This window comes from Acinetobacter sp. 1542444, assembly GCF_000581835.1.
Classification (GTDB): Bacteria; Pseudomonadota; Gammaproteobacteria; order Pseudomonadales; family Moraxellaceae; genus Acinetobacter; species Acinetobacter pittii.
The window spans coordinates 907,153-922,561 of record NZ_JEYA01000001.1; the positions used below are offsets into that span (position 1 = coordinate 907,153).

General features: G+C 35.8%; 10 protein-coding genes and 1 pseudogene. 9 read left to right on the forward strand and 2 right to left on the reverse strand.

Annotated elements, in window-relative coordinates; genetic code table 11:
* Positions 1 to 173: 173 nt before the first annotated feature.
* From ptsP to J580_RS0104065, 3 genes and pseudogenes are all read left to right on the forward strand, one after another.
* A complete protein-coding gene (gene ptsP / locus J580_RS08540; RefSeq protein WP_032003797.1) occupies positions 174 to 3,026 on the forward strand; it encodes a phosphoenolpyruvate--protein phosphotransferase in 2,853 nt (950 codons plus the stop codon).
* Positions 3,027 to 3,041: 15 nt separating this feature from the next.
* Positions 3,042 to 3,989, forward strand: coding sequence for a 1-phosphofructokinase (gene pfkB / locus J580_RS08545; protein ID WP_016145539.1), 948 nt, complete (start codon positions 3,042 to 3,044; stop codon positions 3,987 to 3,989).
* Positions 3,976 to 5,693 (forward strand): annotated as a pseudogene (locus J580_RS0104065) (fructose-specific PTS transporter subunit EIIC). Before pfkB ends, J580_RS0104065 begins: the two are co-directional and overlap by 14 nt.
* Positions 5,694 to 5,807: 114 nt before the next feature.
* Here the strand turns inward: J580_RS0104065 and J580_RS08550 are convergent.
* On the reverse strand, positions 5,808 to 6,311 hold the full coding sequence (locus tag J580_RS08550; RefSeq protein ID WP_032003799.1) for a hypothetical protein: 504 nt from the start codon (positions 6,309 to 6,311) through the stop codon (positions 5,808 to 5,810).
* Between the two features lie 749 nt (positions 6,312 to 7,060).
* Here J580_RS08550 and J580_RS08555 point away from each other — a divergent pair.
* The 4 genes from J580_RS08555 to J580_RS08570 all read left to right on the forward strand — a co-directional run bounded on the left by J580_RS08555 (position 7,061) and on the right by J580_RS08570 (position 11,196).
* On the forward strand, positions 7,061 to 7,525 hold the full coding sequence (locus J580_RS08555) for a MarR family winged helix-turn-helix transcriptional regulator (protein ID WP_002121027.1): 465 nt from the start codon (positions 7,061 to 7,063) through the stop codon (positions 7,523 to 7,525).
* A gap of 194 nt (positions 7,526 to 7,719) precedes the next feature.
* The gene (locus tag J580_RS08560) at positions 7,720 to 7,935 is read left to right on the forward strand and encodes a hypothetical protein (RefSeq protein WP_032003800.1); all 216 of its coding nucleotides are present in this window, start codon (positions 7,720 to 7,722) and stop codon (positions 7,933 to 7,935) included.
* 579 nt (positions 7,936 to 8,514) lie between these two features.
* The gene (locus J580_RS08565; RefSeq protein ID WP_032003801.1) at positions 8,515 to 10,605 is read left to right on the forward strand and encodes a putative bifunctional diguanylate cyclase/phosphodiesterase; all 2,091 of its coding nucleotides are present in this window, start codon (positions 8,515 to 8,517) and stop codon (positions 10,603 to 10,605) included.
* A 147-nt stretch (positions 10,606 to 10,752) separates the two neighbouring features.
* The gene (locus J580_RS08570; protein ID WP_002120966.1) at positions 10,753 to 11,196 is read left to right on the forward strand and encodes a universal stress protein; all 444 of its coding nucleotides are present in this window, start codon (positions 10,753 to 10,755) and stop codon (positions 11,194 to 11,196) included.
* 54 nt (positions 11,197 to 11,250) lie between these two features.
* Here the strand turns inward: J580_RS08570 and J580_RS08575 are convergent, their stop codons facing one another.
* Positions 11,251 to 12,690, reverse strand: coding sequence for a glucose/sorbosone family PQQ-dependent dehydrogenase (locus J580_RS08575; RefSeq protein ID WP_032003802.1), 1,440 nt, complete (start codon positions 12,688 to 12,690; stop codon positions 11,251 to 11,253).
* A gap of 393 nt (positions 12,691 to 13,083) precedes the next feature.
* Here J580_RS08575 and J580_RS08580 point away from each other — a divergent pair, with 393 nt between their 5' ends.
* The gene (locus tag J580_RS08580; protein ID WP_032003803.1) at positions 13,084 to 13,716 is read left to right on the forward strand and encodes an SOS response-associated peptidase family protein; all 633 of its coding nucleotides are present in this window, start codon (positions 13,084 to 13,086) and stop codon (positions 13,714 to 13,716) included.
* 223 nt (positions 13,717 to 13,939) lie between these two features.
* Positions 13,940 to 15,394 (forward strand): SulP family inorganic anion transporter, encoded by a 1,455-nt coding sequence (locus J580_RS08585; protein WP_032003804.1) that lies wholly within the window; start codon positions 13,940 to 13,942, stop codon positions 15,392 to 15,394.
* Positions 15,395 to 15,409 lie beyond the last annotated feature (15 nt).

The following is a 15,409-nucleotide window of genomic DNA, read 5'->3' on the forward strand; positions in this document are numbered from 1 at the left end:
TTTGTATTAAAAACAAGCATTATTTACGTAAATACGTCGATATAGCTTTAAAGTTCTGCTATCGTTATTTATACGAAGCTGTTGTTTAAAAACGGTTAAACTAACCTTTTTTTAATACTAACAGCTTCTTTTTTTCTGTTTAGCTAAACCAAAGAAATTGTTCAAGGATAAGTATGCTAGCACTAGAGCCTCGACATATTCATATGAATCAACATGCTGTTGATAAAAAGCATGCATTACAGTGTCTAGTAGATATATTGGTAAAAGATGGGTTAGTTACACCTGACTACATTACAGGACTCATCAATCGGGAACAACAAAGTGCCACCTATTTAGGTCAAGGCATTGCTATTCCCCACGGCACACCCCAATCGCGCGAATTTATTCTAGAAACAGGTATCCGTTTAGCTCACTTTCCAGAAGGAATTATATGGGATGGTGAAAACAGAATTTATTTAGCTGTTGTTATTGCAGCAAAATCTGATGAACATTTACAAGTTCTACAAATATTAACTCGAGCTTTAATGCATGATGTAAGTGAACAGGTAAAAAATGCTAAACAACCTGAACAAATTATTGAAATCTTACAAGCTCAACCATTATCTTTAACTTTACATGAGAATTTAATTCAAACTGAAATTGAATCTCAAGATATTGAAGATTTATTTTGGTCTGCATCTCAGATTTTAAAAAAACACAATTTCGTAAAGTGCGGTTTTCTAAGTTCACTTGACCCTGATCAAGTTATTCAACTACAAGATCAAATCTGGTCTATTTCAAGTAGTAAGTTTGTTCAACAACCAGCGATCAGCATTGTAAAACCTCGCCATGCTTTAGAGTTGGGTGAAAAAAAATTAAATACTCTCGTGTGTATAGCTGCCAATGAGCAATTAGATAGTCAGAGATTTAATCGACTGATTGACATTCTATTTAATCCAGAGCAAGTTGCGCAATTAGACCAAACACAAGCACCAAATGAAATTGCTAAAATCATTGGTGCAGATGTTATTCCAGATTGGCCTCACCGTTCGGTTGTATTAGCTAATGCACATGGATTACATGCTCGACCAGCAACTCATTTAGTGAACTTAACCAAAAGTTTTCAAGGTGATATTCAGGTCGCAGTAGATGACGGAAATTTTGTTTCTGCTAAAAGTTTGACGCGCCTCTTGGCTTTAGGGTGTAAACGTGGCCAAACTTTACGTTTCATTGCCGAACCAGAAACGGATGCAGTTGAAGCTTTAGATAAAGTTATACTGGCAGTGCAACAAGGCTTAGGTGAAGAAGTTGAACCTATACAATCTTCAGACATTAAAATTGAGCAATCTAGTGAAATCCCAAGCCATTCAAAACCACTTAGCTCAAATACAGGAATTGCTGCCTCAAGCGGTTTAGCTTTCGGACCTGTACATGTAATTAAGCCAAAGGTTTATCAATATGAACGTATGGGTTTAAGTGTCAAAGTAGAAAAAGAAAAACTTGATATTGCTCTTCACGCTGTTAAAAACAATATTCACCAAGTTATTGCAAAATCTGAAGTGGCTGAGATTAAGCAAATCTTCCAAGCACATTTGGAAATGCTTGACGACCCAGATCTTATTAATGGTGTTTATCAAAAGATTAACTTGAATCTTTCTGCTCCTGCTGCATGGCATGAACATATTGAAGCAGCAGCCAAAGAGCAAGCAGCTTTACCAGACCGATTACTAGCTGAGCGTGCTACAGATTTACGTGATATTGGTGATCGCGTTTTGGCTCAACTCTGCGGTGAGGTCATCATCGAAGAACCTAAAGAACCTTATATACTGATCATGTATGACGTAGGACCAAGTGATGTAGCCCGACTTAATAAAGATCGTGTAGCAGGTATTTTGACAGCTATAGGTGGTGCAAGCGCTCATAGTGCTATTGTTGCTCGTGCTTTAGGTATTCCTGCAATTGTTGGTGCTGGTGATCAAGTACTAGATATTGAGCAAAAAAGTTCTCTTTTAATTAATGGAGATACTGGAGCTTTTATCTTAAATCCCAATGCTCAACAAATCGAACAAGCAAAACAAGAACGAGAGCTTCAGAAAAAAATTCGTGAAGAAGCTGAACGTCATAGCCAAGAACCTGCAATTACTTTAGATCAACATCAAATCGAAATTGCTGCCAATTTAGGAAAAGTTCAAGCAACAGCCCATGCGGTAGAATGTGGCGCTGAAGCCATTGGCCTACTCAGAACTGAGCTTGTTTTTATGGCGCATAGTAGCGCTCCGAGCGAAGCTACCCAAGAAGCAGATTATCGTATTGTTTTAGATGCTCTAGCGGGCCGACCACTCGTAGTACGTACGCTAGATGTAGGTGGTGACAAACCACTCCCTTACCTTCCAATTGCTGAAGAAGAAAATCCATTTTTAGGTCTAAGAGGTATCCGTTTAACGCTAAGACAGCCTGAATTGTTGCGTCAACAAATTATTGCTTTGCTTAAAGCTGCAGATGACCGCCCTCTAAGAATCATGTTTCCAATGATTGGCCGTGTGGAAGAATGGCGTGCTGCAAAAACTATTCTTGATGAAGTTAAAGCTGTACATCCATGCACCAACTTACAAGTTGGTATCATGATTGAAGTTCCTTCTGCTGCTTTACTTGCACCTATTCTCGCGAAAGAAGTGGACTTTTTCAGTATCGGAACAAATGACTTAACTCAATATACTTTAGCTATTGACCGTGGTCACCCTATCCTCTCGGCTGAAGCAGATGGCCTCCACCCAAGTATTTTGCAATTGATTGATCAAACTGTAAAAGCTGCACATAAGTATGGCAAATGGGTTGGTATATGTGGTGAACTCGCAGCCGATCCAAAAGCTGTACCTATTCTGATGGGCTTAGGAGTGGATGAGCTTAGTATGTCACCGAATAGTATTCCTTTGGTTAAAGCCCAAATTCGTACACTTAACTACAGTAAAGCTCAAGTGCTTGCAAAGCGTGCACTTGAATGTGATAGCGCTACTGCTGTACGTCAGTTATCCGAACAAGAAATGTAAAGATTAGGAATGGTAATGGCTAAAGTTTTAACAATTACTTTAAATCCTGCAATTGATGTGACTATACAACTCAAAGAGTTACAGATAGGTCAAGTAAACCGCCAAGAATCTGTAGAAATACATGCGGCAGGCAAAGGTTTAAATATTGCACAAGTTTTAAAAGATTTGGGGCATGAGGTTGTTGTTTCTGGTTTTCTAGGAGCAACAAACAGACAGATTTTCGATGACCATTTTAAAGAAGCTCAATTTCAACCTGAATTTATTTATATTGAAGGTGAAACTCGCCAAAATATAAAAATTGCTGAACATTCGGGACGTATGACTGATTTGAATGGAAAAGGTTTTTTCATATCTGAACTAGATAAGAAAAACCTCTTTCAAAAAATCGAGATGATTTTGCCTCAGGTAGATGTGGTTGCTATTGCTGGAAGCCTACCACAAGGTTTTAGTGCTGATGAGTTACAACAACTTATTAAACTTATTCAAGAGCAAGGTAAAAATGTTGCACTTGATACAAGTGGTAAAGCGTTGGTTGCTGCAATTGAATGTCAACCTTGGATGATTAAACCAAATACAGATGAGTTAGTAGAAAGTTATCAGCTTCCTGCTACAACCTATGCTGAACAAAAAAAACTTTTTGCAAACTTAGCTAAAATTGAACATGTCGTTATTTCGATGGGTGAAGACGGTGTAAACTGGTTACATGACACTCACCCACTTCATGCCACAGCACCTAAAGTGATAGTTAAAAGTACAGTTGGTGCGGGTGACTCTCTTTTAGCAGGTATGATTCATGGCTTATTAAGTGGCTTCTCTGCCGAAGAAACATTAAAAATTGCTACAGCAATTGCAAGCCACGCTGTAACACAAATAGGCTTTCGTATTCCTAATGCTGAAAAGCTAAACCAATTAAAAGCCCAAACAACAATCAATTCATTGAGTGAATCTGATGCCAACTGCTAAACGTTTATTATTTGTTATTAATAGTCCGCAACAGCAAGTCAATGCTTTGATTTTAGCTCGTAAGCTTGCACAAGTCGCGTCTCAACAGGGTTATCAAAACAGCATTATTTCGCTTGATGAATTCGAGGTGAATGAAAGCTTTGACCAAATTATCGTTGTTGGACAACGCCCGAAAAATCTTAATATTTTTGGTACACACCCTTTATCTTTCATTAACATTGAAGAGATCAAAAGTGATACTGATTCAGCTCTTCAAACTGCTTTAGATCATTTTAAATCTGCTCAAGACTGGCAAAATGATAATAACGTATCAGCACCTACAGCTAAAAAATTTGTTGCGATCACTGCGTGTCCTACGGGTGTCGCGCATACTTTTATGGCCGCCGAAGCTTTACAGCAAGGCGCAGAAAAGCTCGGTTATGAGATTGAAGTAGAAACTCAAGGTTCCGTTGGCGCAAAAAATATCTTATCACCTCAAGCTATTGCTGATGCGGACATCGTCATTCTTGCGACTGACATTGAAGTTAATACAGACCGTTTTGTAGGTAAACGTGTTTATAGATGTAGTACAGGTTTTGCTCTAAAGCAAACAGATAAAGCTTTTGCTGAGGCAATCAGCAATGCGCAAGTTTTAGAACAAGGTAAGCAACAAACATCTGCAGAAAACAAAGATAAAACCGAAAAAGTTGGTGTATATAAACATCTCTTAACGGGTGTCTCTTATATGTTACCTATGGTGGTGGCGGGAGGTCTTTTAATTGCTCTGTCTTTATGCTTTGGCCTTAATGCAGCTGAACAAGCAGGCAGCTTACCGGCTATATTAAAACAAATTGGTGCCGCTGCATTTATGCTTATGGTTCCAATGTATCTGGTTATATCGCCTACTCGATTGCTGATCGTCCTGGCCTCGCACCTGGTTTAATTGGCGGCCTACTTGCTTCTCAGTTACAAGCAGGTTTTTTAGGAGGTATTGTCTCAGGTTTTCTTGCAGGCTATATCGCACTATTTATCGCTAAAAAACTTAAACTTCCAACTAGTTTAGAAGCACTTAAACCCATTCTAATTATTCCGTTATTAGGCACATTATTTGTTGGTCTAATTATGTTTTATGTGGTTGGACAGCCAGTAGCACATATTTTTGAGCTAATGAAAGATTTCTTAAATAACATGGGTACAACAAATGCTTTGTTAATGGGAATTATATTAGCAAGCATGATGTGTATTGATTTAGGTGGACCAATCAATAAAGCAGCCTACGCTTTTACTGTTGGACTGCTGACAACAAATACTTATATGCCTATGGCAGCCACGATGGCAGGCGGCATGGTCCCTGCTATTGGTATGGCTATTGCAACTTTCATTGCTAGGAATAAATTTAGTACTGGAGAGAAAGATGCCGGAAAAGCAGCTTTCGTATTAGGTTTATGTTTTATTTCTGAAGGTGCTATTCCCTTTGCAGCTAAAGACCCAATGCGTGTTATTCCAACTTGTATTTTAGGTGGAGCTGTGACTGGAGCACTCGTTGCCTTATTCCATTGTGAGTTGGTTACTCCTCACGGCGGTGTATTTGTTCTTTTAATTCCTAATGCGATTAATCATGCTGGGTTATATCTTACTGCAATTGCTGCTGGTAGTATTGTTACAGGGATAAGCTATGCCATTGTTAAGAAAAAAATAGAAGAAAAAGCTGTGACCACTGCATAATTAAAAAAGGGAGAATTTATATTCTCCCTTTTTTATAAATTATATGTGCCTGATCTCATAAAAATTTAAACTGAAAACTATTTAATATTTAATTTTCTTTCTCTGAGACTTAAATCATTTAATCTGAATAGCTCTTGCCATAATCTGTGTTGGCACTTCTTCTGCGAGCATTACGGTTAGAGTTGGCTCTTTTTGCGATTTAGTTGATAAATTCTGAGATTCTAAAACAGCATTCACATCTTTAGGAGCTAATTTAAACATTGCACCTGTTGCAGGGTCTACAATTAAAATACCAATTAACCCACCAAAAAGAATATTACCAAAATACCAACCGCTCAATGTCCCAGTAACTTCTATAGTCTTGCTTTGATACCCTGCTTTGCTAAAAGTAACCTGATAACTTTCTGGTTTGAAATAACCTGCTCCTTTTTTCAAACTTACAGTTGCTGGAGTTTGCCCCGTATGGATTTTTATTCCTTTACGATTTTTAATCTCAATTGTTGCAGATTCGGGAACACTAGTAAAAGTAAGTGTTTGTGAAGAACCAGAAACTATAGTTGCGCAACCATTTATTCCCAAAGTTAAAGCAATAAACGAAGTAAGTAGTAATTTTTTCATCATTAAACCAAAAGAGTTATCAATATTTATTGGAATGCGCACTATAATAAATGAAACAAAAAATAACAATTAAAATACATTTTTTTAGTTTAAGAATTAAACATTTACTAAAATATATTTTCTTAAAATTATAATTTATAGACAAAATACCTCTATTTCAAAAGCTTATTATTTAAAATAATTTTTGAAATTTATTAATAAAAATCAGTTATTTAATATAGAAAGCTAATTTTATTTTACTAAATAATAGATGTTTCATGTTAAATGTATGGTAAATTTCGGCAATACCAAAACAATACAAGTGATTGATACAAATAAATATTTTTTATTTAAATATCTTAATTTTTCATAGTTATGACTTTAGAGACAAAAACTTTCTCGTTCAATGCCACGTTCAAATCATAATTTTTTTTCTACGATGCCCTTGCAAGCAATATCGTTCAATTAACGATCAAGCAAGCTTAGATGCAATCTGACATATCCACTCAAAGAGTTTTAGGTACAGCCCTGTTAAGCAGTTTTACCTTTAATAGTCTTTGATTATAGCTGAAGAGTATTTAAAGTTCGCAAAGTTGTAGGAACGCTTTATAAAGATAAAGACAATTAAACCATGTCATTGTTAAATGAAGCTATATAACTTTTGCTCATCAAGTAAAGTCCTGCTATAACTTGCTTGATGAAACTATATTTTTCAACTATTAAAGATAGTTCACCAGGAATGCGATCCACCAAGGTATGGGGAAAAGTCAATGACAAAGAAGTATGCGCGTTTTTTACCTACAACAGAATCTTTTACTCTTGAAGATTTTCCATATTATTGGATTACTCAAGTACATGCTCAATATGTACAAAACATTGATAATGCTTTAAAAAAATATGGTTTAGATAACTCACGTCGACGCATCATGTTGGCTTTAAGCAGCAAGCCCCATGCGAGTGTTTCTGAACTTTCAGATATGATTATTTCAAAAATGTCGACTACCACAAAAATTGTTTATCGTTTGAAAGATGAAGGTTTGGTTGAAACTTACTCTTGCCAAACTGATGGTCGTATCACTCGTGTAGTACTTACAGAAAAAGGGACTGAAATGATCAACAAGATCAATGATCTTACAAGTGTAGTACTTGAGCAGTCTTTTGAAGGTATTACTCCCTTACAACTAGAAAAAATGATGGAAAGTTTAAAATTACTTTTAAAGAACCTTTCTCGCTAAGATGAAATAAGAATCTATTTATACCCAATAGTTAAGCTCCCATTATGAGAGCTTAACTATTTTAATGTCTCTACTTTAATATTGAGAGAAATGGCATCCCACATAAAATAATCAATTAACCTTCCATCTGTTGACTTGAGCTCTTAACTCCAGTAGAAATTCTCTTTCAATAACTGAATAGCAAATTTCGGAAAATGGCTAAAAGAAAATACAAAAGTGACAAATTTCAGGTACGTCGTATTAACCGTAGCTGGTGGGTACTTGAAAAAGACCTTGAATCAAACTGCTATTTAAAACATGAGCAAGTGGCAACAAAAACCTTAGCAAACAACTATGCTGATGATTATATCGAACAGTACTATATGAATCTGTACATACAACAACAGTTGAACAAGCCAGGAACTGTATAAAAAGCCATTTTGGCTTTTTTTATTTTTATAATTAAAATCTATAAAAATTATGCATAAAAAAAACCTACATCTTGGGGAAAATGTAGGCTATAAAATGCACAAAAAGGAAATATATATCCTTTTTGACAAAAAGAATTTTACGATAATACAAGCTATTATTTTATATTACTTTTGTAAACTTAATAGCGATTATTGTATTTAATTAACCTCTTTTGAGAGCTTCTTTGTTTATATTATGAATAAAATTTGATTTATCAAATTCTTTATTTTTTATCTTTACTCCTTCTACTTTCTTAGTTTTATTTTTAATATGACAAATATATATGCATAATTATAAGCTGCTGTTTTAATAAGTTTTTTACAAAAAAAAGCATAAATATTTTTTTAAAGAAAGATAAATAAAAATTAATAAATAACAAAAACATAAATTAAATCTTTAGTATATATTAGTTTTAATAACTCAATTTTAGTTCAAAAAAAATACACATAAAATTTATTATTTGCTGTTTTGCTTACTACAGAAAGATTACAATAATGGCTAATAAATAGATTAATCAACACAATCTTTCTAGGCATGTTATGACTTCAATGTCGAACAACACCCAAAAGCATTTTATTGTTGAGCAAATTCCACTCCCAACTTGGGTGAGTGATGAAAATGGCTTGATATTATATTGCAATATAGAGTGTACAGAATATTGGTTGGATACTTTTTCTCCATTGCCAGCGCAATGGCTAGATTTTATTTATCCTGCCGATTTAGATGAAGTCAAAAACAGATGGCTCGAAGCAATTCGCCTACAAAAAAGAATCGAATTAAAATGTCGACTTTTACGAGCTGGAAATCAATATAGATGGTGCAAACTATCGATTCAAGCATCTAAGTATCGCAGCTCCTCACAAACTAGCGAATGGTATGTTAGCTTTTTAGATATAGATCACGATATTCAAGAACAACAAAACTTGCAAAAGAACATTGAAATACAAAATCAGATGTTAGATATCAGTGTAGATTGCATTAAAGTTCTGAATGTAGACGGCACACTTTCTCACATGAACAAATCAGGGTGCCTCGCTTTAGGTGTACCTGTTGATGAAACAGAATTTGGAATGAAATGGCTCGAACTATTACCACCGCACATTCGTAAACGCGGTCGAGTCGCTTTGAAAAAAGCTCTTCAAGGTAAAGTTGCTAGATTTGCAGGAATGAGCTGTTTGCCAGATCAGGATCCTGAGTATTGGGATAATATGCTTACCCCGATTCATCGGGAAAATGGTGAAATTGGACAAATTCTGTGTGTATCACGTAATGTTACTCAACAACATTTGGCAGAAAACCAGCTTAGGAATATGAGTGAGAGAGATGAACTGACCGGATTATATAATCGGCGTTCATTTAAATTTCAACTTAAGCGTACTCTCTCATATTCAAAAGACACTCAAACAAGTGTAGGGTTACTTTTAATTGACCTCGACCACTTTAAACATATTAATGATACTTTAGGGCATAGCGCAGGCGATCATCTATTAAAAGTTCTCTCCAAACGCTTTAGTCATTGTGTAGATGATGAAAAGTGCTTTGTCGCGCGGTTAGGTGGAGACGAATTTGCGGTTATTATTAATAACCTTAATTCTGAAAATGATGTCCGAGAGTTAGCAGCCATTTTACTTCAACAGTTAAATCAGCCGATTACCTATTTAGGTAATGTCTTAAATGGTGGGATGAGCATTGGCTGCGCAATTTACCCGCAAGATGCCGTAGACCAGTCAGGTTTGCTCAGTTGTGCCGATATGGCATTGCATGATTTAAAAGCGCGTGGTCGTGGTGGTATTCGCATGTATGATCCATGCATGATGCAAATGACCGAAACAGTCGCTTCTCAGCTTAATTTAGCTCGTCAGCTGATTCGCCATCATACCATCCAACCCTATTATCAACCTAAAGTAGACCTAAATACCCATCGTGTAGTGGGATTTGAAGCTTTATTAAGATGGCATACAACCTCAGCTCAAAGAGGCTACCCTGCACAAATTGCGGAAGCTTTTAAAGATTATAATTTAGCGAGTAAGATCGGTGAAACGATGCAACATCAAGTTTTACGTGATATCGCCAAATGGATAACTCTTGGTATTACCCCTCTCCCTGTTTCACTAAATGCTGCACCAGTTGAGTTCTTAAGAGATAATTATGCTGAGAGACTTTTGAAAAAGATTAATCAATTTCAAATACCAACGCATTATATTGAAGTGGAAGTCACTGAGCACATGCTAGGCGACCGAGGCTCGGAATATGTGATCCGTGCACTTAATAAATTAAAACAGCATGGGGTACGTATTGCACTTGACGACTTTGGGACTGGTTTCTCATCGCTAACCCATATTCGCGATTACCCAATTGACAGTTTAAAAGTAGATTGTAGCTTTATCCAAAAGATGCAACATGACCCATCAATTTATGCGATTGTCCAAGCAATTGGTTTACTCGCTCCAAATTTATCACTTGGGCTTATCGCCGAAGGAATCGAAACTCCAGAACAAGAAGAACTGCTTCGACAATTTGGTTATAGCATAGGTCAAGGGTTCTTATTTGAATCTGCTATAGATGCTACTCAGGTTATTTCCATACTTAAACAAAATCAGCCTTACTTAGAAAGTCATTACAATCTTTGAAAATAAGATGTTTAATAAACCTTTTAGTTTTTATTCATACTAAAAATAAACAATAATTTTTAAAAAACTGTTCATAATATAAGCATAAAGATAATAATTTCGGTGTTCCCGTACCATACATTGTCACAAGACAATAAGGAGCAATATATGAGTTATCACCATATCTTGGTTCCAGTCGATGGTTCTCCTACTTCACTTATTGCCGTCAATCATGCAACAGCAATTGCTAAAGCCTTTGGCAGTAAAGTGACTCTAGTATATGCGCTTACTATAGATCCTTTCATTTCTGTAGAATTCATTGATAGTACAGAATTAGCACAGGATTATTTTAATAAAGCTAGAGCATCGATTCAGAGCATTTTAGACCAAGCTAAAGAACAATTTAGCCAACATGGAATTTCTGTTGAAACAAAAATTGTTGAGGGTCAAACAATCCACACAGAAATTATTAAAGCAGCTAATGAGCTAAAAGCAGATTTATTAGTGATTGGCTCACATGGGCGAAAAGGGTTTAAAAAGTTCTTCTTAGGAAGTGTGACTCAAGCCCTTTTAGGAGAAATTCATTTACCGGTATTAGTCGTAACTGAATAGTTTTCTAAAGCTAAAAAACCGATCTTTAATAGATCGGTTTTTTAATGGCCTGGATTACTTAGCCTTATATGTAAACTTAATGAGAGATCCTGGATTTTCTAATGTATTTGTTACTGAGCCATCATCTTTTTGAACATTTCCGGCAGTGTCAGTTAATACATATAAGACGTTCCCATCTGGACTTGCAATCACATCACGATAACGGTTGTTGCTCTTAAACATCGGTACAGCGTCATCATAAGTAGTGCTATAAGTTGGATCTAACTTAATACGGAAAATGACACCGCGTTTTAAAGATGGAACCAATAATGTATTTTCCCAACCAGTAATTGCTTTTTTACCGCCCTTATAGACATAGGCAGATGACGGTGCAACTGTTGGCCAGCAAATGTAGGTCATCTCTCCACAAGTTGGATCGTTATAGTTGTAGGTATCTTGAACGGTATATAAAGTTTTTAATGGTGGGACAAAGTTTTTACCAGTCCATTCAGATTCTTTCGTCACAGGGACCCCTGCGGCTACTTTTACTCCATTCTGAGCTAAATCCTTAATTGACTTATTGGTTGCTGCCGAATAATTTGCATAGGCATAACCACTGTCATCTTTATAACCTGCTACATTCGGCCAACCATAATTGCCACCTTTGACAATGAGGTTAATTTCATCGTCAGAGTTTGGGCCTTGTTCAGACTGCAACAATTTACCATTCGGAGTAAATGCTAAGCCCTGCGGATTACGATGTCCGAGCGTATAAATATGGCTAACCACCCCATTAAAACTTGGATTATCCTTTGGAATACTTCCATCAAGATTTAAGCGTAGTACTTTACCCATATAGGTGTGATAGTCTTTGCCATTCAGTTCTTGTTGAGTTGGCGTATGTTGTGCTTGATTTGGCAAGAACAAATAAGCAAGCTGGTTACGCCCTTGGTCACCAATCGTATAATAAATCTTTTGATCTGGGCCAATCACAAGACGACCAGACTGATGGTCTTTCGATGATGGTAATCCTGTTAATAAATCTACTGGCTTCTCAAGTGTATCTGTTGATTTATTATAGATATAACGACGAATAATAGTTTGATTAGGCAATTCTTTATCTGTAGATTTCGGATTTTTAAATGTACCTGAAATGTAGATATAAGGATTATTTTTAAAATCAGGATGGAAAGCAAAGCCTAACAAACCATTTTGTCCATCAGCATCATTTACAATCTCAGGCACCTGAAAAACTGTTTTTACACTGCCCGACTCTGGATTCACTCTTAGAATCTTACCTGTTGCGCGCTCTGTTAACCAAATTTGATTGTCAGGTCCCCACAACAAAGCATGTGGCTTATTTAAATTAGACAGAATAACTTTTTTGTCAAAGTTTTCTGTTTTCGCTTTAGCGAATTGAGATGGAGTAAGAGGAACATCAGCAAATGCTGAATTGAGTGTAACTACCTGAGCGGCGCCTAATAAAGCAATTTTTGCCAGTAAATGTTTATTCATGTGTCCACCTTATAAATTGTCAAAATTTTCCGAGAATTTTTAAACCTTTAGCAACTGGTTTGTACGAGTTCTCTATATGATTTGTATTATGATGAATAACGAATCTATTAAAATCTAAATTTCTGAAAGGCTCTGTTGCATAAAAGTAGCTATTAAAACTGAATAAACTCTCTTTAAGATGAGCAACTTAACTATACGATTTATCTATTCTATTAATTTTATATCTGAAACTTTTTTGAAATGGCCATGAGTTAAATAAATATTTATTAACGAAGTAATTGATAGTTAAAAATTAATACTCAAAGAGACAATTCTAATTATAAAAATATACATCACTAAAGACTAAAAGTTAGAAGCTGTAATTGAGAGCTATTTTTACAACGAAGGTGTCTTATGTGTGCAAACTTTAAACCTATTAAGAAAATACATGCCAATCAGTTAGATTTATTCGAACCAACCTTTGAATATAAGATGGATATTTTCCCAAGTGATGATTGCCCACTCATTTTATCGAATGAAAATGAGCTTGAGTGGAGAAAAGCTAAATTTGGAATGCTTCCTCCTTATGCCAAAGAAATCGCATTCAAATATGCAACTTATAATGCCAGAACAGAGACAGTACAACAAAAGCGCTCTTTTAAACATGCTTGGTTAAATGACCAGTTTGCGCTTATTCCTGTTGAAGCTATTTATGAACCTAAATATATCAATGGGAAAGCACATTGGTATGGTATTTTCCGTCAAGATGGGCAACCTTTTACCCTTGCTGCAATCTATGAAGAAACACTTATAGATGAACAGAAAGTTAGGTCAATGTCGCTATTAACAATTAATGCTGATCATCACCCTTTTATGAAACAATTTCACAAACCTGATGATGAAAAACGTTCGGTTATTGTGATACCTGATAATCTTAGAAATGATTGGCTCAACTGTACTCATTCTGAAGCCAAAGATTTTTTCTTAGATATGCCTGCGAATGAATTTACGTCAGTGCCGAAATCTGAAATGAAAAAATATGATTAATTCGTTTTAGCAGGCTTAGGTTAGTCAACCTTAAAAACTTATGCTATTCTTCGGGCACTTTTAAATGCCTCAAATTTCTATACCTATGACACTTACGCCACCTTAAGTTTATTTACTCCTATCTATTGTAAATAACTCATCACTGTTTAGTGATGTGGTGTAGTCGCTTGTGTTGGTATATCACATCACTAGCCTTTTAAATTTAGAAATTAGGCTATCTCTCATGTTATCCAATGTCCGAGAACAATGGTTCTCTAATGTCCGCGCAGATATTCTTTCCGGTCTTGTTGTGGGTCTTGCTTTAATTCCAGAGGCAATTGCATTTTCAATTATTGCGGGTGTAGCCCCCAAAGTCGGTTTATATGCATCCTTTTGTATTGCCGTTATTATTTCTTTAGTAGGCGGTCGTCCCGCTATGATTTCGGCGGCTACAGGCGCAATGGCTTTGGTTATGACAACGCTTGTAAAGGATCATGGTCTTCAATACTTATTTGCAGCAACAGTATTAACTGGCGTTATACAGATTTTGGCAGGATATTTCAAACTCGCTAAACTCATGCGTTTTGTTTCTAAATCAGTGGTTATTGGATTCGTTAATGCCCTCGCCATACTCATCTTTATGGCTCAATTACCAGAATTGGTAAGTGTGACGTGGCATGCCTACTTATTAGTAGCAATAGGTTTAGGAATTATTTACCTTTTCCCCTATATTCCAAAAATTGGAAAGTTCTTTCCCTCATCTCTTATTTGTATTGTAGTGGTCACATTACTCGCTATTTTTTTAGGGTTTGATGTTCGCACGGTTGGTGATATGGGTTCATTACCAGACACTTTGCCGATATTTCTGATTCCGAATATTCCTTTTAATTTAGAAACCCTCCTTATTATTCTTCCATATTCTTTAGCCCTTGCCGCGGTTGGCTTACTTGAATCAATGATGACTGCAACAATCGTTGATGAAATGACAGATACATCTAGTGATAAATTTCAAGAATGTAAAGGTCAAGGTATCGCAAATATTGCTTCAGGTTTTATGGGCGGCATGGCTGGTTGTGCCATGATTGGTCAATCAATGATTAATGTAAAATCTGGTGGTCGTACACGTTTATCCACTTTTTGCGCAGGTATATTCTTACTTATTCTAGTTGTGTTTTTAAGTGATTGGTTAAAAGTGATTCCTATGGCTGCTTTGGTTGCAGTCATGATTATGGTATCAATTAGTACTTTTGAGTGGAGTTCACTGACTCAATTTAAAAATAATCCTAAAAGTAGTAATGTCGTTATGATCGCAACCGTTATTGTAGTAGTTGCTACCCATAACTTAGCGTTAGGTGTATTAACTGGGGTATTACTTTCAGCACTTTTCTTAGCAAATAAACTTGAAAATGATATTCGTATAGAAACTTCATTCGAAAATCAAGCTCGTCTATATGAATTAAAAGGTCAAATATTTTTTAGTTCATCTGAAAAATTTATGCAAAGTTTTAACTTTAAAGAAGATGTTAAAGAAATCATTATTGATCTCACCCATTCTCATATTTGGGATGTGACTTCAGTTGCCATGTTAGATTCAGTTGTGAATAAATTTCAAAAGAACGGTATTCAGGTAACGGTTCGCGGTTTAAATGAAGCCAGTTCAATCATGATTGATAAATATGGTACTCATGCAAAAATCTAAAAAAGGTCCTTCGGG